This window comes from Bdellovibrio sp. (genome assembly GCF_047637665.1).
In the GTDB taxonomy this organism is placed as follows: domain Bacteria; phylum Bdellovibrionota; class Bdellovibrionia; order Bdellovibrionales; family Bdellovibrionaceae; genus Bdellovibrio.
The window spans coordinates 180,322-202,915 of the sequence record NZ_JBLJBT010000044.1 but is presented as its reverse complement, the minus strand read 5'-3'; the positions used below and the strand labels follow the sequence as shown (position 1 = coordinate 202,915).

Sequence of the window (22,594 nt, the reverse complement as noted above, 5' to 3'; positions counted from 1 at the left end):
TTGATTTATCTAAATTTTAACAATGAGAGTGACCCCTTTTATTCATTAATTACGAGCACCTATCACATATTATAGGACGTAGGTTATATTCAACTCCTCTATGAAAGTTTGAATTTGAGACAAATTGTTAAAAATCCTTAAAGAAGCGTACATATGGGATACCATACGATTATTTGGGACGTTGTCTATGGAGGGTTTATGCGTCTAAGTCTTAAGTGGAAAATAGTCGGTTTACTGGGTTTGCCAATGGCCGCCTGGTCTTTCTATGGGGCTTTGTATCTTGTCGGCAATTGGAAGCTCTTGGAGCAATCCAACGAAATTGTCGCAAACGGAAAATTTATTGAAGCCAACTCGGAACTGATTCACGAGGTTCAACTGGAACGAGCCAAAACGGCTCTTTACCTTGGCGACAAAATAGACCTTCCTCAGTTAGAAGAGCAGCAGCGTGTGGTTTTGGAAAAGTGGGGAGCTGTTGAAGCTTCTTTTAAAAGTGTAAAAACGGAAAAATCCGCGAAAGATCTTCTTGAGTCTACGCGAAAGAACTTGGAGGACTTTAGAAGTGCGGTGAAGACCAAATCCATCATACCAGCCGAAGCCACAAAACGTATCACCGATATTATTGCCCAGTTAATTCAAATAGACATTCTGATTGCCTCTGATGAATCGTTGAACGGCGTAGAAATGAATCTTTTGAGTCTGACTATGTTGGAGCTCGGAAAGGAAAACGGAGGAAAGCTTCGCGCCAGTCTGTTGAATGTTCTTTCTGCCGACAAACCGATCTCAGTTCAGCAGGTTTCGGGTTTGGAGAGTCTTCGCTCTGGAATTAATGCCAATCTGGATTCCCCCGCATTGATGATTTCTCCAGAGGCTAAAGAAAAGCTGCAAAGTTTTAAACAATCAGCGGAATGGACAGCGGTGCAGGAAGTTTATGCGAAGGTCGTTAGCAAAGCCATCGAGGGGAACTATGCGGAAGATCCATCGCGCTTTTACGGGGCAATGACCAAGGCGTTGAACTCTCTCGGGGACGTGGTCAAATTTGAAGTTCGACAGGTCGAGGAGAAGCTTGAGGATCTTCATGGACAAACAGTTCGTGTTTTCACTCTGACTTTAGCGGCGATGGTGTTCCTGCTTGTGTTGATTTTAGTCCTTGCGACCTCCATGATTCGTCGTCTGACCTTAGCATTGAATCAAACGGTGAACAGTCTTTCAAGTTCGGCGGAAACCATATCCTCGGGAAGTCAGCAACTGACGGCCGCCAGTCAGCAGGTGGCAAGCGGTGCTGTGGAATCGGCTAGTGCTCTTGAAGAGGTCGTTGCATCAATGGAGGAACTTACCAGCATAGTCGCGCAGAATTCCCAAAGGGCTAAGCATGCCGCCGAATTATCAAATGAAGGACGGCAGGTTGCCGAAAGTGGAAAAACTGAAGTGGAGCAGTTGGTGACAGCCATGGAGGAGATTGCTCACAGCTCAAAAAAGATCGAAGAGATTATCAACGTCATCGATGACATCGCTTTTCAGACCAACTTATTGGCTCTCAATGCGGCGGTCGAGGCGGCTCGCGCTGGCGAACAGGGAAAAGGATTTGCGGTGGTCGCTGAGGCGGTGCGATCTTTGGCTCAAAGAAGTGCACTTGCGGCCAAGGATATCACCGGCCTTATTCAAGACAGTTCAACGAAAGTGGAAGAGGGGGCTCGCAAGGCTGAGTCCAGTGGGGAGGTTCTTAATAAAATCGTTTCGACGATTTCGAATGTCTCCCAGATTAATACCGAGATCTCTATTGCCAGCGAGGAGCAATCCACAGGAATTAATCAAATCAGCAAAGCCATCAATGAGTTAGATGCCTCGACTCAACAAAATGCTTCCGCTGCGGAAGAGGTGTCGGCCTTTTCGGATCAGATGAACCAGCAGACGGTGGGTATTAATGGGCTGGTCCATGTTTTGTCGGAATTGGTTGAGGGGGAAGGCAAAGAAAAGGCTTCGGCCTAAATTTCAATAGATTCCGAATAGATATCGCGTATCATCCCCCCGTTTATTTTCCTGGACGAGGGGAAATAGTCCTTAACTTAAAGTGTGTATGGGAGATCATATAAACATTCCCATGTATTTCTAAGCGGAGGCTTTGTGCAGCTAAGTCTAAAAATGAAAGTTGTTGGTCTGATCGCGATACCGTTGATTGCATCTTGTTGTTATGGCGTTCTTTATCTGCAGAGTCAGTGGAATGTTCTTCGTCAAAGTAAAGAAATTGTCGAAAACGGACAACTGCTAAAGGTAAATTCGGAACTGATTCATGAAATGCAAGCAGAGCGAGGAAAGAACGTTCTCTTTCTTTCAGGAAAAATAGATGGTTCGCAGTTAGAGCAGCACCGTAAAGTCGTGGATCAAAAATGGGACGCGGTTTTAAATCAATTTCACAAGGTGAAACTAAGTGCCAAAGCCAGTGAGCTTATCGATTTGACTCAGAAAGATTTGCAATCTGTGCGTGAAGCTGTGAAGGCGAAGTCTCTCACTCCTCCCGAGGCGATTAAAAAGATGTCGCTTTTAATCGGGCATTTGATTGAGGTCGATGTGCTGGCCTCCTCCGATGAGTCTCTAGAGGGAGTTGAAATGAACTTCATGAGCCTTGTGACGTTGGAGGTAGGAAAAGACTATGGGGGTCTTTTTAGAGCCAGCTTTTCCAATGTGTTAGCGGCGGATAAACCTCTTTCATTTTTGCAAGTTTCGTCTCTTGAGAATCTGCGGACCGGAGTCTCATTGAGTTTTGACTCTCCAACATTGATGATTTCTCCTGAGGCCAGAGCCAAACTCACCGAGTTTAAAAAATCGACGGACTGGCTGAAGGTTCAAGAGACATACACTCGGGTCATTGGGAAAGCTTCTGAAGGGAGTTATTCGGAAAATCCAACGGCCTTTTTTGATTCCATCACAAAACCATTAAATACGATTGGCGGCATCATCACTTTTGAGGTGGAGCAGATCGGGACGAAGCTTCAGGCAATCCATCAGAAAGCCTTTCTTGCTTTTGTGTTTACTTTAGGTGTTGTCGCTCTTTTGTTTGTAGCGGTGGTGGTTCTGGCGATTGTGATGATTCGCAGTTTGACCAAGGCTTTGAATGAGACCGTTGCCAGCTTGTCGGATGCCTCCGAAACAATCTCATCAGGAAGTCAGCAGTTGACCGCCGCCAGTCAGCAGGTCGCCAGTGGCGCTGTTGAATCCGCCAGTGCTTTGGAGGAGGTGGTGGCCTCCATGGAAGAACTTAATAGTATCGTTTCTCAAAATTCACTTCGAGCAAAGCAGGCCGCTGATATCTCCAATCAAGGTCGAATTATTGTTGAAAATGGAAAAGGGGAAGTAGAGCAGTTGGTGTTGGCGATGCGTGAAATCGCCCAAAGCTCACAGAAAATCGGCGAGATCATTAATGTGATTGATGATATTGCTTTTCAGACCAATTTGCTGGCGTTGAATGCTGCCGTTGAAGCAGCCCGTGCGGGCGAGCAAGGAAAGGGTTTTGCCGTTGTCGCCGAAGCAGTTCGTTCTTTGGCGCAAAGAAGCTCGGTCGCCGCCAAAGATATCACCGTCCTTATTCACGACAGTTCTATGAAGGTGGAAGAGGGTTCAAAAAAAGCGGAATCCAGTGGTGAGGTTCTCGGCAAAATTGTGACCACTATTGCGAATGTTTCCAAAATTAACACGGAAATTGCAGTAGCTAGTGAAGAGCAGTCCGCGGGCATTAATCAGATCAGTAAGGCAATCAATGAACTGGATTCGTCGACACAGCAAAATGCGTCTGCCGCAGAAGAGGTGTCAGCCTTTTCAGATCAGATGAGTCAGCAAACGACCAGTATTAACGAATTAGTCCGTGTGTTGTCTTGGTTGGTTGAGGGGACTAAGAAAGAATCTGCTTAAGGGGAGGTTTTTCTTTTCTTAAAGTAGAAAAGTAAAACGATTCCAATGCACATAACCAGCGATCCCACGTATTTCCAGATGCGTCCGGGATCGTGATTCACAGAAAGCACCGAGGCAATGGCAGCCCCATTGGGTCCCTGTTCAAAGCTCGCTTGATAGAGATAATACTGTTTGTATTTAAGGGGCTCGTTCATCGAGATCAGAGCCTTGTTCCCGCCGTCATATTCTACTGAGCTTTGATAAGCCATCGCACGCATCGTGCCGGGATAATTTGTCTTTTGAAACTCAACCAAACTCATTTCAAATCCAAGAGGCACGCGGCGATTTTGATAGGCAACAAGATAGACGCGATCTTGAGTGAAGACTTTAATATAATCGTTCAGGAAAAGATAGCTTTCCTGGCCGTTGTAACGAACATGCAGCGAGGGTGAGCTGGCTGGAGTCGGTCGTTCGAGACGTTTGATATCGTATTTTTGCACGGCTTTGGGGAGATAACGCAAGATGCGCAATTGAAGGTTCATCCAGCCGGTTTCGACCAGATCACCTTCTTTGAGGGACCCTTGTTTTTCTGGCTTTGATTGTTCTTTGCGATAAAGAGCGTAACTGATCTCACCCTTTTCGTTGATGTTAAAGCGGATTTCATTCACTTCGGGGGTGCGCTCCCAGAGACCGCCCAGAGTGATAAGAACAGGGCCTACTTGCTTTTCAACTTTTTCAAAGACGTTTCTTTGCACCATCCAATCCACTTCGCTGACATTTTGGTTGGTGAGTTGAAAGCGAACGGCGGCGCCACTTTGGGTCTGTGTAGACGCTTCGACTCTCATTTGGGGAATCGAATAAGGAATAGATTCTAAGATTTCAAAATCCAATCCTTTTGTTTTTAAAAGAACGGGTTTGTCTGGCGTCACTGGATCTTTGATAAAGTTCACGGGCTCAGTGTAGGCGCGTTCATAGTCGGCACCATCGGCAGACCGGTAGACATTGATTTCTGTGTCTTGCACGGTGACTTCTTTGACTGGGCCATCGGCTTTGGAAAGGCGGAGGGTGCCATCAACACCAAAGAGCTGGGTCAGAAGTGAGCCATAAAGAATGATAATGATTCCAATATGAGCAAAGATGAAAGAGGCGTGACGAGGTTTCCAGGGCCAGCGATCCAACATGACCGCGACGAGGCTTGTGACAAGAAGCCCCATGGTGGCGTACATCCAGACAGAGGCGTAAACAAGATTTTTTGCCGTCCAGGCATCGTAGCGGGCCTCAACCAGAGTGCCCGCGGCGATAAGAACAGCCAGGATCGCCAGTATAACTACGGCAAGTTTTAACGATGCAAGTTTTTTGACGATCCGACGGTAAAGAGACATTATTTTGCGACTTTAATCTCTTTTCTTAGTTCTGCAATAATTTTCTGACCTTTGCGAACTTTCTCGATAGAAAGTCCTAAAACTCGAGCAGATTCTTGCGGAGCATGGAATCCAGAAGAGTTCTCTGCTTCTACGAAGTCAAAAAGGAATTGCGCTTGCTTTTGCAGATCGCGAGCCTCTGCCAGTTTTGCGTTCGGAGTTTTCTCAAGATCCACTTCTTTGAACTCTTTGAGGTCTTTGATGTAGTCAATCAAAGCGTCAAAGGCGATATTGCGAAGTTCCATATGGCGATCTTGGATTGTTTCCGCACGGGCTTTCAGCTCGGCCTCAGGAACATTATGACAAGTTTGGCAGGCCTTGTTGATGTTCAAAAGAGGGCTCTGTACTTGGTGGTCTGTGATTTTCATAGCACCAATACGCTGATAAGGCATATGACAGTCAACGCAGGCGACACCAGCACGGGCATGAGTTCCCTGGTTGAACATTTCAAACTCAGGATGTTGTGCTTTAAGAACTTTAGCACCCGTTTCTGCATGGACCCAGTCCTTGTGGCCATCTTCTTTGTAGTACTCAAGAATTTGATCCGCTTTAAGACCTTTTGCCCAAGGATAAGTCAGACGTTTGCTGTCCCCCTTGAAGTAGTACTCTACGTGACACTGACCGCAGACAAAGCTGCGCATTTCTTGGCGAGTTGCCATCGTGTTCACGTCGAACTCTTTGATCCCTTGAGTGGCTTTGAAAGCGCGAATTCCCTCGATGAACGCGGGACGAGTAATACGCAGAGCCATTGTTGAGGGGTCATGACAGTCGATACAAGAAACCGGGTGTTTTACTGAGTGAACGATTTCCTTGTAAGGAATTTTGCCCATCTCTTCAAAACCTTTAGTGATGTCGCCATCGCCCAGTTTTTTATAAAGCAAATAAGTGGAAGCGTGGCAGTTCAAGCAAGTGCCTGGTTGCTTAACGACGTTTTGTCTTTCAGTGAAAATTTGGTCCACCAACATGTAAGCGTGGCCACGTTCTTCACGGAAGTCTTTCGAGAAAGCATATCCTGCCCACATTGTTTTCAGGCGAGGATCTTCATCCAACTTTTGTTGAGCCACGGAAGAACGAGGATCTTTATCCGTTGGTACGTGAGGTAATGCTTCAGAGCCGCCGTACTTCGTGCGTTTTATGTCGGAGGTTTTTAGATAAGTGTCGTATTGATGAGGAAAGTTCTTTCCCCAAACTGCGGGATCATCAATGTCATCATTGATCTCCACAACTCGATAAAACGGATTTTTAGATTCCGTTTTGCGTTCAAAGATGTTCACCAGAAGGGCAGTTAGCAGGACGGTAGTCACTGCGGCTCCACCGACAGCAGCAAAGATCCATTTTGGTTTATTCATAGTGGTGTCTCCTACTTGGCGTGTCCGGCACTGCGATGGCAGTGCAAACAGTTAGAATTTTCGTTGTGAGTTCCGCCTTCGTGACTCATGGCCTGAATCATGGGCTGATGGCAGCTAAGACAAGAGTTTTTTACCGTCTTCAAACTGTGTTCGCGAATCCTAATGGGATCCGGAAAATTCTGAAGCGTGAAGGCCGCCGAGTGGTTGAAACCATTCAAGGCTTTGACGGCGTACTTGCCAACAATATTGTGTGGCAGATGACAGTCGTTACATTTGGCCACATGGTGGTGAGTGGACTTAATCCAAGAGTCCATATTCTCTTTCATGATGTGGCAGTTTACGCAGGCCTTTGGATCGTCAGAGAGGTAGGAGTAACCTTTTGCATAGATGAAGGAGTAGCAGCCTAGTCCAATCACAATTCCAAAGAGTGTAAGAAGCAAGATGTTTAGTTTATTCATGTGACTCATGATTGCAGTATGGTTTATGGGATCAAGATTAATATGAGGATAATCATGAATTCCGGTAATTTGTATGGGAAATAACAAAAATCTTCTGTAAAGGTGGAAAATCAAATGGGGTTTGAAATATTAATATGCGATCCCATATAAATTTGAGAAAGAATCAAATAAATGCGATCCAATCTCAAAACGGATCTAAAGCTTCCCATATGTTGTTCCGAAAAATTGCTTCGGCGTGCAAATTTGGAGGAAAAGAAATGAGCGTTTTATCTTGGTTTAAAGGAATTCGTGGGCGTCTTTTGGGAGTGGCCCTTTTACCAATTATAGGTTTTGTCGTTTCATCGTATGTGGCCTTTAACGGCGTCTCTCGAGTGAGTGACTTTCTGGATTCGGCTCATCATGAGATTATTCCCAACACAACAAACTTAAATCGTCTTATCGTGGCTCGAAATAAATATGGCTACAATATTTTTGTCGCCATGGCGGTTCCCGACAATCCCACAATCAAAAAAGAGCGTCTTGCTTTAGCTCGCGAGGCCGTCAATGAGTGGCGAACCAACTTTGCCGCTTATGAGGAAAAAACCCATCATTCGGAAGAGATGGAGAGTTTCAAATTCATCAAAGAGAACAAAGATCGATATCTCGGTATGCTGGATAAGGCTTTGGAACTGGTGGAAGAAGGCAGCCCCGCTTCTATGAAGGCGGCCCAGGATCTTCTTTTGGGTGATATCTGGAAATTGGGAAGCGAGATTGGTAAAAACAATGTCGCCATCGCGAAAACGTATGAAAAACGCGCCGAAGACGAAGGCGCTGAGTCTGCGCAGGTGCAAAAGAATGTCTATCTATGGACGGGAATTATTAATACTTCCGCCAGTGTGATCATCCTCGCCATTATTATTATGATTTCTTCGCGCATTGCTAAGGGCATTTCTTCTATCGCAGGACAGTTGTCCGGAGCCAGTGGCAACGTAACAACTTCAGTGCAGCAGTTGAATGAGGCCGGAAGCAGCTTGTCCCAGTCTTCGACCGAGGCTGCGGCCTCTTTAGAAGAAACGGTGGCCTCTTTAGAAGAGCTAACATCCATGGTGCAGGTGAATGCCGACAGCGCGCGACAGGCGGCAGCTCTTTCAGCTTCGTCACGAGAAGCGGCAGAACGAGGAGAACGAGAAATTCGGACTCTTATTGAGTCGATGAGTGAGATTTCCAAGTCATCTAAGAAGATCGAAGAGATCATCTCCGTGATTGACGATATTGCCTTCCAAACAAATCTTCTGGCTTTGAATGCGTCCGTGGAAGCGGCGCGGGCCGGAGAGCAAGGAAAAGGATTTGCCGTCGTTGCGGAAGCCGTGCGTGCTTTGGCGCAAAGAAGTGCGGTGGCCGCTAAAGATATTTCGACCCTAATCAAGGTGTCGGTGGAGCAGGTTGAAGAAGGGTCCAAAGTGGCCGATCAAAGCGGCGAGGTCTTGGGAAGTATTGTGGAGTCTGTGAAAAAGGTTGCGGATTTAAACAACGAGATTGCGGCCGCTTCTTCAGAGCAAAGTGCGGGCATTCAGCAAATCGGTAAAGCGATGAATCAACTGGATCAGGCGTCGCAATCCAATGCGGCTTCCGCCGAAGAGATTGCCGCCACCAGTGGGGAAATCAGCAACCTCGCAAGAACGACTCAGCAGTTAACAGTGGATTTAAGCATAATGGTTTTAGGAGAGGAGGCGAACGCCTCTTCGAACCTGACCCTTGTCAGTCAGACAGGATAGAAAGAAAGGATTGCCGTGAAAACAGGAGTTTTAGTTTTGATTTTGGCCCTCACTTGGGGGGCCTTCGCCGAGGAACATTCTCATTCACACCAGGGGCATAACACCCAAATGGTCTTGAATGACGGGAAGAAGTGGCAATCCGATCAGACGTTAAAAGTGAATATGACAGCTCTAGAAGAAAAGTTTGATTCTGTTCACAAACTTTTTGAGACAAAAAAAGTAAAAAGCTCCGATTATAAGATGTTGGCGAAACAAATTGGCGACTCAACATCACAAATCGTTAAGAACTGTAAACTTGAACCCAAGGCGGATGCGACTCTTCACGTGGTTTTGGGCAAACTCTTGACGGCGCAAGAGAATCTTAAAAACCCCAAAAAACGAACGGCGGCTCTGCGAGAGATTCATGAAAGTTTGAATCTTTATCATGAGTACTTCGAGTAGTTTATGGCAGATCAGTTGTCCCCGGCGGATCAAATTCTCAGTATGGCAAAAGCGTTGACGGTCTCTGTTCATGAGCCGTTTGCAGAGTTTTTACTATGCTCATCTGAAGAACGTGAGTTTAAGATTTCCCTTCTAGATTGTTATCATTTGGCAGGTCATTCTTGTCATGCAATCACGGGAGCCTATCTGCTGACAGCCGCTGCTATTGAGGCACTCTTTCCCGAAACGGGAGTGTGCGTAAGAGGTGATGTGGTTGTGGAGTTTGGCGCGAATTTAACGGAAAGAGCGACGGGCCCTCGATCTCATATTATCAGCTATATTACGGGAGCCTGGGCCGACTCAGGCTTCCCCGGTCTTCGCGGGCACTTCGTGCGGAAGAACCTCATGTCGTTTGGAAATACGCACCTTCCCAAAGAGATCATTCGTTTTCGTCGTGTCTCCACGGGAACTCAGGTTGATCTAACCTATGATCCAATAAAAGTTTTGCAGAGTCTTGATCAGACCTTACCCTTCCCTCAGAGTTGGCGTGTCGAGATTTCTCATGTTCTTCAGCATCGTAGTGAAGTCGTTGTGAGAAGCTGAAAAAAACATGGGAATTCATGCATTTGAATCATGACAAAATCTTAATAGTTCATAAGCTTCCACAAAATCGGCAATAAAAATCAGCATTTCGCAGAGTTCTCTTTTTTTAGATCCTCGTAAAAACGTGAAAAATATTTTTTGTTTACGTTTAAGACGGTAGGACTTCAACCGAATCGTCCACCACATTCGCGGTGCGAATGATTGAGCGTGGAGGTTGTTGCGTGAAGGTTTTTAATCAACTGGGGATCAGACTAAAAATTTTGATGACGGTACTTATGGCGTCCCTTATTTGTGCGCTTGTCGCGTTGGGGACGTCTCTGTATTTTAATCAAAAGGAACTGCGTAAAGGTTTGGTTGAAAAAGCCAGAACTATCCACTCACGCTTGGACGTGGCTGCCAAGTATGTGGCAAAGCAGGGAGGGCTCGCTCCCATGATTGAAAAATTCACTCAGAAGTACAAGGATCCCAGTGAACTTTCTGCCGACGAAAAACTCATCATTCTGCAGCAGGTGCCTATCTTTGCGGCCATGAAGATTGGCGCAGAGGATGCGGATAAGGAGCTTTACTCGTTCCGTGTATTTTCCGATGAACCTCGCCGCAAAGAGAACCTCGCAACAGCGAGCGAAATGGACATTTTCAAAAAATTTGCAGACAATCCGGCTCTTTCTGAATGGGTGGACGATAATTCCAGTACGGTCACTGTCTATCGTCCCATTCGCCTTAAAGAAGCTCATGGTTGTTTTACTTGCCACGGGGATCCTGCGCACAGTCCCTGGGGGAACGGGAAAGACATTTTGGGTTATTCGATGGAAAACTGGAAAGAAGGGAAGCTTCATGGTGTGTTTGCGGTTTCCAGTGATCTGGCAGTGATTAAAGCGGCCCATGCCGACGCCGGAGCAACCTCTTCAACAACTTATCTGATTCTTTTGATTACCCTTGGGGGGATTACCGCTCTGGGGCTCGCCGCTGTTTTAATTAAAGGCCCCGTTTCAACGCTTCAGGAAGTCACTCGTTTTCTAGGGGAATCCGGGGGGGAGATGACCTCGGCCTCTCAGCAGATCGCAAGTTCTTCACAGTCATTGTCTCAATCGACCACCGAGCAGGCCTCTTCTTTAGAAGAAACTGTCGCGACCATGGAAGAGCTGACGTCGATGGTGCGTTTGAATTCGGACAACTCCAAACAAGCGGCGGCTTTAGCATCGGCGACCCGACAGATTGCTGAAAAAGGAGAGCGAGAAATCAAATCTTTGATTGATTCAATTCAGAGCATCTCTGCGGACTCCAAAAAGATCGAAGAGATCACGACTGTTATTGACGACATTGCCTTTCAGACAAACCTCTTGGCACTTAATGCCGCCGTGGAGGCGGCTCGTGCTGGAGAGCAAGGAAAAGGTTTTGCCGTGGTCGCCGAAGCGGTTCGCAGTTTGGCGCAAAGAAGTTCTGTGGCAGCAAAGGACATTGCGGATTTGATCCAAAAGAGCGTAGAGAAAATTGAGGCAGGCCGTGAGCAGGCCAACCAAGGTGGCGTGGTCTTGACGGAGATCGTGGGCTCCGTTCGCAAGGTCGCCGACCTGAACAACGAAATTGCTCATGCCAGTGAAGAACAAAGTAATGGAATCAGTCAAATTGGCAAAGCCATGAATCAGCTAGATCAAGTGACACAAAAAAATGCCGCTGTTTCTGAAGAGGCGGCTGCGGCGGCGGAAGAACTTTCTGCACAATCAGCCAGCTTAAAAACCAATGCAACGTCCTTGGAGAAAATTGTCTTCGGCGAAAGAAAAGTAAGTTAGCTAGTCGCTATTTAGAATCGTGTTTGCTCAGAAGATATTTTTGAAATTCACTCAGGAGGGATGACATAATCCCCCTGAGTGCCTCGCGAAATTCAGGATCTGACTCGGAGTCTTCGTGAGCCAAAAACTGATTTATAATGGCCTGTTCGCGTTCAGGCACGATGAGGGGCAAGCCCTGTTCTTTTTTGATTTTCCAGATTTTAAGAGTCACATCACGACGACGTAATAAAAGAGCATAAAGATCCTCATGAATCTGATCAATTTCATTGCGTAGTTCGGTGATTGAATCCATCTTTAGAAGCCGCCTTTTTCAAGTAAACTTACCAAAGAGTTTGCATTGGGTTTGATAGGAAGTTCAAGATGATAAATCAACCCGCCGCCTCCAGCTTGAGGGACGCTTTCATATTTATCGTTGATGATTTTTCCAACAACCGCTTTTTGAGTTCCCTCGGGTGAAATCACTTCGATTTCTTCCCCGGGGCGAAGGCGATGACGGGCTTCAACTTTCACGAATCCAGGCTGATCGGATTCACCCAAAACGATCCCGGCGAATTTTTGGCTATAATTGCGTGACGTTGAGTGGCGGTACTCTTGGGCTTGATGAGTCAGATTTCCAGTCACGAAACCTTTGTGGTAACCGCGGTTGGCGATCTTATCCAACTCTAAAAGAAGGTTCTTATCGAACTCTCGACCGGCCATCATATCATCAATCGCCTTACGATAGATGCGAGAAACCATTGCCGCATAGTAGACGGACTTAGTGCGTCCTTCGACTTTGAAGGAACAAATTCCCGCATCGCGAAGCTCACGAAGGTGTTCGATCACGCAAAGATCCTTGGCGTTCATGATGTAGGTTCCATTTTCGTCTTCATCAATCTGATAGAACTGACCCTTGTTGCGAAGGTCTTCGAGGTAAAACTCCTCTTCCTTGCTCGCGTCGGCTTTATAGATGTTATATCCATAGCGACAGCTATTGTCGCAAACGCCTTGGTTGGCATCGCGATAGCTCATGTAGTGAGACAAAAGGCAACGACCTGAATAGGCGATGCAAATGGAGCCATGAACAAAGGCTTCTAGTTCGATATCGGGAACACGTTCATGGATCTCTTTGATTTCTTCAAGACGCAACTCACGGCTCAGAATGATTCGTGTGGCACCTTGTTGTTGCCAGAACTTCACGCTTTGCCAGTTCATGCAGTTGGACTGAACGCTTAGGTGGATGTTGACGTCGGGATCGACTTCTTTGGCGATCATCATCAAGCCAGGATCGCTCATGATGAAAGCGTCGGGTTTTAAGGCCACCCATTTTTTGAAGTTTTCACGGAAAGATTTTAACTTCAAGTTGCGGGCAAAGATGTTGGCCGTGACATAGATTTGCTTGTTGTTTTCACGAGCAAATTGAATTCCTTTTTCAAGGTCTTCGAAGGTCATTTCATTTTCTCGGGCTCTCAAGCTAAAAAGAGGAACCCCGACGTAAACGGCATCGGCGCCGAAGTTATATGCATATTTTAACTTTTCAAGAGAGCCTGCCGGCATCAAGAGTTCTGGACTCATCCCATCACCTTTTCTAGATTGAATTAGAGGGGAGGTTCTAATCCTTTCTTGGGGTGAACTCAACGGAGGGGGTCCAAAATACACCCCTGGGGTTGAGATGCATTTGTTAGAACGAAGAAGCCACTCAATGAGACGGGCTCTGAGTGTGATTTTGAGTGCAAAAGTTTCACAACGGCAAAAGCCAAACCTTCTCGCCCTCAAAGCGGACACCCGCTGCGCCGCACTTCAAAAAGGTACGGCGTACCTTTTAGATGGATTCGCTGTTTTCTTCGACGAGGCTTAACAGCTTTGCGTAGAGATCCATTTTGACGGCGGGGGTGTTTTGTAAGTCGCGATAATAGCGGCTGACTGGCATCTCGGGCATTCCGTTATTTTCATAGACCAAACGATCCACGATTTTTTGAATCTGATCCATGGACAAGCCCTTTTTCTTTTCAGTGATGATTTCTTCCACCATCTCAATCAGAGCGTTGCCAGTGATGCGCTTTTCAGAGTTCAACTTTTCCGCCCGTTCGCAAATGCCTTTAAGAATGCTCTCGGGTTTTTGTTTGCCAGCAGCGCTAAGAACCAACTCGCGATAGAGCTGTTGGAAAGACTCGATATGGCGGCGTTGTTTTTCGCCCATGCGTGCATCGCGGGATTTTGCAAAGCTTGAAAGAATAGTTTTAAAGAAGGAGTTCTCCGTCATCCAGCGTTTTTCAAACGGCAGAGGGCTTTCATTTAAGAACTTGGGATACTCACGTAAGATAGAGCGCATATTGTAAAGGGCGGGGTGATTCACACCATCAGCCACCTTTTCCGTGTTGCCGCTGACTTTAGCTCTTTCAAAGAATGAGAACTCCTTATCGAAACGGGCAAACAGATCTTTTTGCGCAAAGATATGATTACGTTGAGTTTCGCTAAAGCCCATACGGTAGAGCAGTCTTTCTGCACGTTTTTGATCAAACACCTCATTGAATCTTTCGACCTGAGGATGTCGCGCAAACTCACGCAGAGCTTTTTTCTTCTTGGTTTTAAGATAGTCCACCATTTGTGCAAAAACCTGCACGATCAAACGAGCCTTTTGTTTTTGTTCGTTGAGGTTTGTAGAAAATCTTTCGACATCGTCGTAACGATACTTATCGTGACGAATACCGAATTGACGAACACTGCCGTAATCTATGATACCGCCGTCGGCGAGAACATTATCGCCGTCCCAATCCAACCACGCAAAAATATAGTCAATATCCAGTTGCGCTGTGAATTCACCGAAAGAATTGCAAATACAGCTCAGCAGCTCGTCGTATTTTGCATTCCCTTTAGCTGTGATGTTCCAGACTTTATTAGAAACCTGGCGATCAATGAGGTAGTCCGTCGCTGCTTTCAGCGATTCGTATTTTTCCTGTTTCAGATAAAGGAATAGATGAGCGGGGCGGATCAGGTTTGGTGCGGCTCTGACGCCGATGCCATAACCTTTTCCTAGGTCAATAACACAAAGAACTCGTTCCGTGCGCAGACCTTGAAGATGCATTACTTCGGCAAGAATGGAGGCGGCAAGAAGTTCATCAATTTCAGCCAGGCCACAGCCATAACCAAATTCAGTGCCACCGGTTTTAAGAGGCTTTTGCGCGGCCACGGCTCCTGGAGCGAGGCACGTGACTCCAGTCCCACGACTGGACACATCCCAGGTCAAACCACGATGATAAACGGTGCCGTTCCAAATTCCCCGTCCGTCGCCGGAGGTCTTTCCTTGTTTGTTTGCATGTTGCAGTTGCAGATAGCGGGTCGCCATATAACGATGAGGACGAATCGTATCAGGGTCAATGCGGCGATTAGAGAGCTCATCGTATTCGTTGATGATTTGTATTGAGAAAGTTTCAATCAACTTGCCTTCAAGATCTTCCGTCATTTGATGAGGGTGATCAGGAGGAATCAGTCCCATCTCTTTTGCGAGAATGAAGTTAAAGTAAGCGACCTTACCTGTTTGCAGAGCTCGAACTCGGTAGGAGACGTAGCCATCTTTGACGGCGTCCATCCAAGGGTGCACACCATTGAGTTGTTCAAAAGACGAATAAAAGTTCGTCACTTCTTTGAGCTTTCGGGCGCCGCTGTGTTTCATCGTCATGATGCTTCCACACTCCTTGTAGAAAAATGAGACACTCTTCATATCGGCAGACCAAGCCTGCACTTTAATATTAAGCCCTAAAAAACTTCTGCCGAATACTAGACTGGACAAAATAAGGGGATTCAATGAAAACATCTGGCTTTTTACTTCTGGTGCTTCTTTCGACAAGTTCCTTCGCAGTGAAGCAACAACCCTCCGGCCGCTTGCTGCAGCCACAGTTCAGTTCGGCGCCGGCCTGTGAAGGGCGCCCAGAGTTTCTTACAGAGATGCGCAATGACTTTGTCGGCACCCTTTCACGTTTGCCAGAAACTGTTTTGGTCGCGCGTGAGGCCGAGTTCTACATTGAAGGCAGCCAAAAGGGAGAACCCGTGAAACTTCATGGCCATCAGTCTTTCCTGCAAAGATCCTCGGACTCTCAAGTCCTTTGCGGGACCGCCGGTCAAGAGATCAAAGAGCGCTTTTCCTTACTGGCGCCGACTTTGATTGATACCCACAAAAAGCCCCGTGTAGGCCAAAGTCTGTGGCAGTTCCAAATGATGACAGAGGGAAGTAAGTTCTCTTTCTGGAATCTTAAAAGCCCCTCGTTTCAAGAAAAACAAAACTTGGAAGATTGGATGAAAAGCACCGGAGCCTTCTATAAAGTCTATCAGCGCTCTCATGATGAGTACGAACTTTTGCTGGTCAAAAAAGAGGGGGATATTACTCAATATCTTTCTATTCGCTATGATGCGATCGGAAGAACTCTATAGTCCGGCGTGCTTAAGTGAAGAGCGTGGTTGCGAACCCGCCGTAAGGGGTTCGCAAATTTGTGACTTGTCCCTGGTAAAGGCGGGCAATCACCAGTTGTAGGCGCCCTTGATAGGCATAACAACGTAAATCAAATTTAAAGCTTTGTGGTCCCTCAGGAGTCTCAAAAGTCTGTTCTGGGGCGGCAATGTACTCTTGGGCGATCGTCCCCTCATTGAGAAGCTCATCAAAGGCTTTGCGACTGATGGAGGAGCCTTTGTAAGACTGTTTGGAGCCAAAGGCATTCTTGGGTTTAAAGAAAAGCTTCTTTCTGAGAGACCAAATCTCATCGGCCTGTGCAGGGCAAAGATCATAAGACAGAGGCAAACATTGACGAAGCTGGGACAGCTCGTCCCCCGCAAAACCTTGGGATTCCAGGAATCCAGGTTGAACCCAATCAATCAAACGTTGCTTATCCGCCAAAAGTAAATACTCGTAAGGGTTGGGTGACAAACAAACATCCCGATTCAAAAATTTTTGGCGAAGCTGCGCGCTGGAGGGTTCCGTTAAGAAGAAGTCCGTGTAGCGATTGTAAATAAATTCAGGCTGAAAGTCCTGAAAGAGCTCGCGGTAATCCAAGATTCGAGAATCCCATCCAAAGGATTTGAAGAGTTCCTGATAGACCAAGAATTCAACATAAAGACGCTGCTGAGACGGGGCCTCGTCCGTGATGGCGACTTTAAGATCTTTGGCAGGCTCTTTTGCCTGCAGGCGAAGTTCGGTGCGGATACTGTCGCCAATTTCTGCCAATGAAAAATCAGGAACCGGCAGTGGTTGTCCCCTCATGGCATACAGTTGGTGTCCCAAAGCCAAAAAGGCTGCGTTGGTGTTGATCTCAATCAGTTTGAGATTTTGATTTTCGTCCAAATGAAAGTCATAACTCATCATGATGGACTTATTTCCGGGATCGCGCAGACCTTTTTCTTCAATCAACGAACGATAGTGTTCTTGGTACGAGGCTTTCTCGCGCAAAGAAAATAGCAAGGACACAATATTTTGCGCTTGCTGAAGAACGGATGTTGGTAGCTGAACTGTGAAGGGCGAAATAAGATTTTCTGATACAATATCTTCAAGGGGCTTTTGTTGAAGCCCCGGAAATGCTGTGCGAAGTTGCTGTATGAAATCCTCTTTCGCTGCCATGACTACTTCAGAGGTGTAATGTGGCCGTCGCCTTTTTTCCATCCGGCTTGGCAAAGTTCACCAGACTGACAGCCTTGAAGGACGCGCAAGATCTCTTTGGCATCACGGCCTACGGAGGTGTTGTGAATGCCCATGTATTGCAGTTTTTGATCGGGATCAATAATGAAGGTTCCGCGAGTGGCGATACCGCGATCTTCAATAAGCACCCCGTAATCGCGCGCAATTCTTTTTGTCAGATCTGAAAGTAGAGGGTAACCCAAATTTCCAAGATCATCGCGCAACCAGCGTTTGTGAGAGTGAATGGAGTCCACGCTGCAGCCGATTACCACAGCTCCCGCATTTGCAAAATCTTTGATGTGCTCGCGAAATTGAGTTAATTCAGTGGGACACACGAAGGTAAAATCCAGCGGATAGAAAAACAAAACGACCCATTTTCCTTTGTAATCATTCAAAGAAATATCTTTAACTTCTCCGCCATCAAAAACGGCTTGAGCTGAGAAAAGGGGGGCGGGTTGGTTAATCATTGGCATAGACACTGTCTCCTTGAATCTGTTATTTATAGATGCCCCCGATGGGGGGGAAACTCAAGGAGAATCTGTGAAAATCATCTCTTGGAATGTGAATGGAATTAGGGCCTGCTATAAGAAAGGCCTGATGGATTTTGTGAACACAGAAAAGCCAGATGTTTTCTGTGTGCAAGAAACAAAGGCTCACATTGATCAGGTCGAGTCCGAGGTTCGCAAGCTGTGCTGGGAAAACTCTTACTGGTCTTCTGCCGCCCGCAAAGGATATTCGGGTGTGGCGACTTTCGTGAATCAAGAGCCTAACAAAGTTCAATTCAATTTTGCCGACATTCCTGAGTACGAATCAGAGGGGCGCATCGTGATGTCCGATCATGGGCCCTTTGATTTGTACAACATCTACTTTCCAAATGGGGGATCGGGTTTGGAGCGCCACAACTTCAAACAACAGTTTTTAAAAGATTTGAGTCTGCATCTGAAAGATAAGTTAAAAACAGGACGCGAAATTGTGGTGGTGGGCGACTATAATGTGGCCCATGAGAATCTTGATGTTTTTGACCCCATTCGTTTGTCTAAGGAAAGCGGTTTTCTTCCCGAAGAGCGAGCTTGGTTTGATAATTTTCTGGAGATGGGATTCATCGACACCTTCCGTTATTTTAAGCCAACCGAAGCGAAGCGTTACTCTTGGTGGGATTATCGACAATTGGCTCGTATCTCCAATCGCGGATGGCGGATTGATTACATCTGTGTCTCAAAAGGTCTTGAGAAATATCTGTCTTCAGCAGATATTCTTGACCAAGTTGAAGGTTCGGACCACTGCCCAGTGGTTGCCACTTTAGATCTTTAATAAGGGAGGTCTATGATTTTTATTCCCTTTCCATTTGTGATCGCTGAGATTGTGATTTTCTTCATGGCGACTCAGCATTGGGGTTTTCTGAATGCCCTGGGGCTGTACCTTTTGCCGTGCCTTTTAGGATTTATTATTCTCACAACCGTTGGGCGCATGGCTTTGATGAGCCTGCAAAGCACGGTCATGAGAGGTCAGTTGCCAGCGTCGAAGATGTTGCACTCAGGGGCGATCTTTTTGTCGGGACTGTTGTTTTTAATTCCCTCCTTCTTTGCGCGTGTCTTGGCTGTTATTTTATTTTTGCCGGGGCTTCGTCACTTGGCTGTGTGGCGCTTTAAAGTGTACATGGCAAAACAAGTGGCTAAAGGAGCTGCGAGCTTTAAATTTGGTGGCCCCTTTGGTTTTGGTGCGGGCAATATGGGTGGCGGATTTCGCTATTACGAATACAAAGATGACGGTGCGGGATTTCAAGAAACTCATGAAGAGCGTGATGTTTATGAAAGTAACGTCTTGGATGTGACTCCGCTAAAAATCACACATGAAAAGAAGAATGAGGACGACAAGAGCTGAACGTCTTGCCTCGGAGTTTAAACAAACCCGCTTTTAAAGAGGGTTTGTTCGCTATTATTTGGCGGAAGAAATCACGCGGCCTTTTTGGTTTGAGACCACGGGGCCGAAATATTTCCTGAACATGCTTTGTCCAAGATGAGCGGATTTTACGGTCCAAAATTTCTTATTCACCGTGATTGCTGCCACCGCGATTTTTCGTTCCTGATCCAGGGCATAACCGACAAACCAGTCTACGCGTCCGCGAGGGTTGTCGCCCGTCAAGTGACCGGTTTTTCCACCCATTTCGATTTCGCGAAATTTACGGTCCTTCATGATCGGCCGGAACGAGCGACGAGAAGTTCCCGCTGTCACTGTTTGCTCCATAAGCTCACGAACTTTCGCCGCAGACTCTTTGGTCATGATATTTCCACTGGTCAGCGTAGCGCCTTCATACAAAGTCGCGCCCTTTTCATCTTCCACGGAGCTGACAAGATAAGGGATCACAACTTGGCCATTGTTAGCAACAGAGGCGGCGATCATCGCACCTTGCACAGGGCTCATGCGATTGGTCTTGTTGTATCCAGAAGCCACCTCTGCCAATTCGAATCCCTTGCCGGGAGGAACATAGGCAACGCCCATCTCAACGGGGAAGTCGGCGGGAATTTCTTGGTTAAACATAAAACGGTTGGCATATTCGTTCAGGTCTTCGGGGTGCAAGTTCTCAATGCTCAGGCGCCCAAAAGCCGTATTGATGGAGCGGGCAAAAGCATCTTTCAGGGTGATCACATTTGTCCAACGAGTGACCTTGTCGGAAAGAACATTCTTTTTATAGAGGGTGTAGGCGCCACCGTTGTAACGGATTTTATGTTCAGGCGTCACGCCAGCCTTGTCGACGGCCGCTGTCGCTGTCACCACTTTAAAAACGGAAGCGGCAGGGAAGGTCGCTTGAAGGTTGAGGTTGGCGGCATGGGGGTTGTCCCTTTGGAAGCTCGACATCGCCAAAACTTCCCCTGTAGAGGCATCAATCATAAAGATCGCGCCATAGTCGGGCTTATAGGATTTGAGGAGGCGGTCGGCCTCACTTTGCAAGGTTTCATCAAGCGTGTAATTAAGCGTGACGGATTTTTCCTCTCCATCCCAGGGGAGCTTGAGCTTTTCCGGAAACTCATTGGATCTAACTTTTTCGCCAACGACCTTGGCGATTTGGGTGCGTTGCTCGAGTTGTGATTTTATTTTCTGGTGCACTTGAGCCTCTTGGCTGTCGGAAGCCGTGAAGCCCATAAGGGAATAGAGCCCGATCAGGGAGGCCCCAGAAAATGCAAATAGTTTTAACAACTTATATTTGTTTTTAGCGCGCATTATTTTATGGTAGCACCAGTTTTTAAACGCTTTCAAGGCCATTCTCAGAAGAATACGCCGGAAAGCCACATCCGAGGCGCTTTTCAGGTCTATTCCTGCGTGACTCTCGAAAAGACATAGACTAAAGACTTAATAACATGAAGACCAAAGAACGAATTCTCCTTACTTCCATCGAACTCTTCAATCGTAGCGGTGTTGTCGCCGTGACCACCAACCACATCGCCAAAGCCATGGATATCAGCCCGGGCAATCTCTATTTCCACTATGACAATAAGGAAGAGATCCTCGAAGAGCTTTTCAAGCGCATGGCGAAGGATACCTACGATGTATGGCGTCCTCGTCGCACGAAAAAGGTGACTCCGCTGGATTTCATCAATCAAAACTTTGAGCTTTATTGGCGCTACCGCTTCTTTCATCGGGAGATGTATGCCCTTCGTCGTAAGGATCAGCAGCTAGCGAAGATGTGGAGAGACCATATCCAAAAGATGATGAAGTTGATGGTGATTCTTTACCGCCAGTGGGTGAAGGATGGCAAAATGATGAAGATCGCCGAGGTCTCAGAGATGCAGTATATCGCTGAGTCTCTTTTGGCGATGGCGACGACCTTTTTGCAGTTCTTTGAATCCGCAGAAAAGATGGCTGGAAAGCGCAGCATCGAGCGGGGAAAACGTCACGTGGCCCGTCTTCTTTTGCCCTATACAGCTGGCGAAACAAAGAACGAGTTTGAAAAATTTCTAAAGTCCTAGCCAAAAATGTCACCTGAGCTCCAATTTAAGGGGCCCTCAGGTGGCAAGATCGTTGCTTTAGTCAGAGTCATCACGAAAGGCTCTGACTATGAAAACTGTCGCAACATTCATCGCAATCGTTCTCTTCGCCTCGAACTCTTTTGCATCCTCTCAGTGTGCACAGTTAAAAGCCGAACTCAAAGCCATGCAATCAGCCCAGCAGCAGATCATGGCAAGTCTTGTGAACAATCATGAATCATTCGCTTCCTCTTTAGAGGAGTATTCTACTGTTGTGAAATCGGCCAAGGGGTCTTCAGTAAAGGTCGTCTCGTCACAGATGGATGAATCCGCTCAAGCCTTCCGTTCGCGTGGGCTGCAGGGGAAAAAGATGGCCGTGAAGCTTCAAAACGCCACGGGAGATCTTTTAGCGCGTGTTGCTTCTTGTCTTAAATAGCTCTGATATGCGTGCTCGGGGGAGAACGCATAATAGTTTCTGAGTAAGGCGGCCGAATGAAGTAGGTCGCCTTTACTTTTTTGAGGGGCCTTTTGTTTCAAAATGAAATGAAACCGGCTTAAAAGCCGCGGGGGCCTTGAGTTTCCGTGTTCTTGCGATAAAATATAACGCACTGCGAATTCACTAAAAATACCACCAGAATGACCGCTGTAATTTAAGAAACTGACCAGAGATCTCTCCAGTGTGGACTCTCGGGTCGGCGCATCTATGGCCTCATTCAGGGAATCGTTAGGATTTTCATGGATTTGTTTAATTTTAAGTTAATGTAAGATTTTTTTCTTGCAAAACTTACATGGGTAGAACTTAATAGGTCAGTTCCAAATTGGCACTTATGCTGGAAGGAACAGGGGGGCAATATGGCTATCTCTGAAAAGCTTGTCACTGAATGTAGACAGAAGCTTTTGCAATCGAAGCAAGACATCCTCAACAGAGTGAAAGAGGCTCGATTGAACTTGGACCAGAACGAGGAAAAGGGTGGAGACGAAGGCGACCAAACGGTCCGCGTCCTTGCTGAACAGGAATTTCTCAGCATGCACGAACGACTCCGCTCACAATTGATGGAAATCGAAAGCGCTTTAGCTCGTATTGAGAGTGGGGCTTTTGGTTACTGCGAAGAAACAGAAGAGGAAATCGAGCCAGAAAGACTTCGCGCGATTCCTTGGACAAGACTTAGCATTGAAGGTGCTGAGATTCGCGAATCCATGAACAAACGCTACGCTCGCGGCTAAGAGCACGACGTAGTTTAAATTTAGACATATTCTCGAGGGGATTATAAGGGGATTCTGCTTTGCGGAGTCCCCTTTGTTTTTTAGGGAGTC

21 protein-coding genes are annotated in these 22,594 nt (G+C 46.7%); 12 read left to right on the top strand and 9 right to left on the bottom strand.

The window, feature by feature from the left end; genetic code table 11:
• The first annotated feature begins 198 nt into the window (after positions 1-198).
• Together ACM64D_RS15945 and ACM64D_RS15940 are read left to right on the top strand one after the other, a co-directional pair.
• Positions 199-1,986, top strand: coding sequence for a methyl-accepting chemotaxis protein (locus tag ACM64D_RS15945; RefSeq protein ID WP_415064230.1), 1,788 nt, complete (start codon positions 199-201; stop codon positions 1,984-1,986).
• Positions 1,987-2,121: 135 nt separating this feature from the next.
• Entirely contained in the window at positions 2,122-3,903 is a 1,782-nt protein-coding gene (locus ACM64D_RS15940) for a methyl-accepting chemotaxis protein (RefSeq protein WP_415064229.1), read from the top strand.
• On the opposite strand, the gene ACM64D_RS15935 is transcribed toward ACM64D_RS15940, so the two are convergent.
• The 3 genes from ACM64D_RS15935 to nrfH are packed head-to-tail and all read right to left on the bottom strand — an operon-like array spanning position 3,900 to position 7,119.
• Complete coding sequence (locus ACM64D_RS15935) at positions 3,900-5,264, bottom strand: cytochrome c biogenesis protein ResB (protein ID WP_415064228.1); 1,365 nt, start codon at positions 5,262-5,264, stop codon at positions 3,900-3,902. The genes ACM64D_RS15940 and ACM64D_RS15935 overlap by 4 nt on opposite strands.
• Positions 5,264-6,652, bottom strand: coding sequence for an ammonia-forming cytochrome c nitrite reductase subunit c552 (locus ACM64D_RS15930; RefSeq protein ID WP_415064227.1), 1,389 nt, complete (start codon positions 6,650-6,652; stop codon positions 5,264-5,266). The genes ACM64D_RS15935 and ACM64D_RS15930 overlap by 1 nt, the downstream gene beginning before the upstream one ends.
• 11 nt (positions 6,653-6,663) lie before the next feature.
• Positions 6,664-7,119 carry a cytochrome c nitrite reductase small subunit gene (gene nrfH / locus ACM64D_RS15925; RefSeq protein WP_415064226.1) on the bottom strand — a complete coding sequence of 152 codons (456 nt, stop codon included), beginning with the start codon at positions 7,117-7,119 and terminating at the stop codon, positions 6,664-6,666.
• Between the two features lie 248 nt (positions 7,120-7,367).
• Between nrfH and ACM64D_RS15920 the strand changes: the two genes are divergently transcribed.
• From ACM64D_RS15920 to ACM64D_RS15905, 4 genes are all read left to right on the top strand, one after another.
• Positions 7,368-8,864 (top strand): methyl-accepting chemotaxis protein, encoded by a 1,497-nt coding sequence (locus tag ACM64D_RS15920; protein WP_415064225.1) that lies wholly within the window; start codon positions 7,368-7,370, stop codon positions 8,862-8,864.
• Positions 8,865-8,879: 15 nt separating this feature from the next.
• The gene (locus ACM64D_RS15915) at positions 8,880-9,305 is read left to right on the top strand and encodes a hypothetical protein (RefSeq protein WP_415064224.1); all 426 of its coding nucleotides are present in this window, start codon (positions 8,880-8,882) and stop codon (positions 9,303-9,305) included.
• 3 nt (positions 9,306-9,308) lie between these two features.
• A complete protein-coding gene (locus ACM64D_RS15910; RefSeq protein ID WP_415064223.1) occupies positions 9,309-9,887 on the top strand; it encodes a hypothetical protein in 579 nt (192 codons plus the stop codon).
• Between the two features lie 221 nt (positions 9,888-10,108).
• Positions 10,109-11,677 carry a methyl-accepting chemotaxis protein gene (locus tag ACM64D_RS15905; protein WP_415064222.1) on the top strand — a complete coding sequence of 523 codons (1,569 nt, stop codon included), beginning with the start codon at positions 10,109-10,111 and terminating at the stop codon, positions 11,675-11,677.
• Positions 11,678-11,684: 7 nt separating this feature from the next.
• Here ACM64D_RS15905 and ACM64D_RS15900 read toward each other — a convergent pair whose 3' ends face one another.
• The 3 genes from ACM64D_RS15900 to ACM64D_RS15890 form a co-directional block, all read right to left on the bottom strand.
• Positions 11,685-11,969 carry a chorismate mutase gene (locus ACM64D_RS15900; protein WP_415064221.1) on the bottom strand — a complete coding sequence of 95 codons (285 nt, stop codon included), beginning with the start codon at positions 11,967-11,969 and terminating at the stop codon, positions 11,685-11,687.
• A 2-nt stretch (positions 11,970-11,971) separates the two neighbouring features.
• Positions 11,972-13,231, bottom strand: a complete 1,260-nt coding sequence (locus ACM64D_RS15895) for a U32 family peptidase C-terminal domain-containing protein (RefSeq protein WP_415064220.1) — start codon at positions 13,229-13,231, stop codon at positions 11,972-11,974.
• A gap of 247 nt (positions 13,232-13,478) precedes the next feature.
• On the bottom strand, positions 13,479-15,335 hold the full coding sequence (locus ACM64D_RS15890; protein ID WP_415064219.1) for a hypothetical protein: 1,857 nt from the start codon (positions 15,333-15,335) through the stop codon (positions 13,479-13,481).
• A 125-nt stretch (positions 15,336-15,460) separates the two neighbouring features.
• On the opposite strand from ACM64D_RS15890, the gene ACM64D_RS15885 reads away from it, so the two are divergent.
• Positions 15,461-16,084, top strand: a complete 624-nt coding sequence (locus tag ACM64D_RS15885; RefSeq protein WP_415064218.1) for a hypothetical protein — start codon at positions 15,461-15,463, stop codon at positions 16,082-16,084.
• Between the two features lie 10 nt (positions 16,085-16,094).
• On the opposite strand, the gene ACM64D_RS15880 is transcribed toward ACM64D_RS15885, so the two are convergent.
• Together ACM64D_RS15880 and ACM64D_RS15875 are read right to left on the bottom strand one after the other, a co-directional pair.
• Entirely contained in the window at positions 16,095-17,261 is a 1,167-nt protein-coding gene (locus tag ACM64D_RS15880) for a hypothetical protein (protein ID WP_415064217.1), read from the bottom strand.
• 2 nt (positions 17,262-17,263) lie between these two features.
• A complete protein-coding gene (locus ACM64D_RS15875; RefSeq protein WP_415064216.1) occupies positions 17,264-17,791 on the bottom strand; it encodes a peroxiredoxin in 528 nt (175 codons plus the stop codon).
• Between the two features lie 67 nt (positions 17,792-17,858).
• Here ACM64D_RS15875 and ACM64D_RS15870 point away from each other — a divergent pair, with 67 nt between their 5' ends.
• Together ACM64D_RS15870 and ACM64D_RS15865 are read left to right on the top strand one after the other, a co-directional pair.
• Positions 17,859-18,629, top strand: coding sequence for an exodeoxyribonuclease III (locus ACM64D_RS15870; protein ID WP_415064215.1), 771 nt, complete (start codon positions 17,859-17,861; stop codon positions 18,627-18,629).
• A gap of 12 nt (positions 18,630-18,641) precedes the next feature.
• Positions 18,642-19,199, top strand: coding sequence for an FxsA family protein (locus ACM64D_RS15865; RefSeq protein ID WP_415064214.1), 558 nt, complete (start codon positions 18,642-18,644; stop codon positions 19,197-19,199).
• Between the two features lie 54 nt (positions 19,200-19,253).
• Here ACM64D_RS15865 and ACM64D_RS15860 read toward each other — a convergent pair whose 3' ends face one another.
• A complete protein-coding gene (locus tag ACM64D_RS15860; RefSeq protein ID WP_415064213.1) occupies positions 19,254-20,537 on the bottom strand; it encodes a penicillin-binding transpeptidase domain-containing protein in 1,284 nt (427 codons plus the stop codon).
• A gap of 137 nt (positions 20,538-20,674) precedes the next feature.
• On the opposite strand from ACM64D_RS15860, the gene ACM64D_RS15855 reads away from it, so the two are divergent.
• The 3 genes from ACM64D_RS15855 to ACM64D_RS15845 all read left to right on the top strand — a co-directional run bounded on the left by ACM64D_RS15855 (position 20,675) and on the right by ACM64D_RS15845 (position 22,504).
• The gene (locus ACM64D_RS15855; protein ID WP_415064212.1) at positions 20,675-21,283 is read left to right on the top strand and encodes a TetR/AcrR family transcriptional regulator; all 609 of its coding nucleotides are present in this window, start codon (positions 20,675-20,677) and stop codon (positions 21,281-21,283) included.
• A gap of 88 nt (positions 21,284-21,371) precedes the next feature.
• On the top strand, positions 21,372-21,716 hold the full coding sequence (locus ACM64D_RS15850; protein WP_415064211.1) for a hypothetical protein: 345 nt from the start codon (positions 21,372-21,374) through the stop codon (positions 21,714-21,716).
• A gap of 416 nt (positions 21,717-22,132) precedes the next feature.
• Positions 22,133-22,504: a TraR/DksA family transcriptional regulator gene (locus tag ACM64D_RS15845; protein WP_415064210.1), complete on the top strand. Its 372-nt coding sequence runs from the start codon at positions 22,133-22,135 to the stop codon at positions 22,502-22,504.
• Positions 22,505-22,594 lie beyond the last annotated feature (90 nt).

Bases quoted from the DNA above. Each gene is read 5' to 3' on its own strand.
- ACM64D_RS15945 (WP_415064230.1), top strand. From the start codon at position 199: ATGCGTCTAAGTCTTAAGTGGAAAATAGTCGGTTTACTGGGTTTGCCA.
- ACM64D_RS15935 (WP_415064228.1), bottom strand. From the start codon at position 5,264: ATGTCTCTTTACCGTCGGATCGTCAAAAAACTTGCATCGTTAAAACTT.
- ACM64D_RS15930 (WP_415064227.1), bottom strand. From the start codon at position 6,652: ATGAATAAACCAAAATGGATCTTTGCTGCTGTCGGTGGAGCCGCAGTG.
- nrfH (WP_415064226.1), bottom strand. From the start codon at position 7,119: ATGAGTCACATGAATAAACTAAACATCTTGCTTCTTACACTCTTTGGA.
- ACM64D_RS15920 (WP_415064225.1), top strand. From the start codon at position 7,368: ATGAGCGTTTTATCTTGGTTTAAAGGAATTCGTGGGCGTCTTTTGGGA.
- ACM64D_RS15910 (WP_415064223.1), top strand. From the start codon at position 9,309: ATGGCAGATCAGTTGTCCCCGGCGGATCAAATTCTCAGTATGGCAAAA.
- ACM64D_RS15900 (WP_415064221.1), bottom strand. From the start codon at position 11,969: ATGGATTCAATCACCGAACTACGCAATGAAATTGATCAGATTCATGAG.
- ACM64D_RS15895 (WP_415064220.1), bottom strand. From the start codon at position 13,231: ATGAGTCCAGAACTCTTGATGCCGGCAGGCTCTCTTGAAAAGTTAAAA.
- ACM64D_RS15890 (WP_415064219.1), bottom strand. From the start codon at position 15,335: ATGACGATGAAACACAGCGGCGCCCGAAAGCTCAAAGAAGTGACGAAC.
- ACM64D_RS15885 (WP_415064218.1), top strand. From the start codon at position 15,461: ATGAAAACATCTGGCTTTTTACTTCTGGTGCTTCTTTCGACAAGTTCC.
- ACM64D_RS15880 (WP_415064217.1), bottom strand. From the start codon at position 17,261: ATGGCAGCGAAAGAGGATTTCATACAGCAACTTCGCACAGCATTTCCG.
- ACM64D_RS15875 (WP_415064216.1), bottom strand. From the start codon at position 17,791: ATGCCAATGATTAACCAACCCGCCCCCCTTTTCTCAGCTCAAGCCGTT.
- ACM64D_RS15865 (WP_415064214.1), top strand. From the start codon at position 18,642: ATGATTTTTATTCCCTTTCCATTTGTGATCGCTGAGATTGTGATTTTC.
- ACM64D_RS15860 (WP_415064213.1), bottom strand. From the start codon at position 20,537: ATGCGCGCTAAAAACAAATATAAGTTGTTAAAACTATTTGCATTTTCT.
- ACM64D_RS15855 (WP_415064212.1), top strand. From the start codon at position 20,675: ATGAAGACCAAAGAACGAATTCTCCTTACTTCCATCGAACTCTTCAAT.
- ACM64D_RS15850 (WP_415064211.1), top strand. From the start codon at position 21,372: ATGAAAACTGTCGCAACATTCATCGCAATCGTTCTCTTCGCCTCGAAC.
- ACM64D_RS15845 (WP_415064210.1), top strand. From the start codon at position 22,133: ATGGCTATCTCTGAAAAGCTTGTCACTGAATGTAGACAGAAGCTTTTG.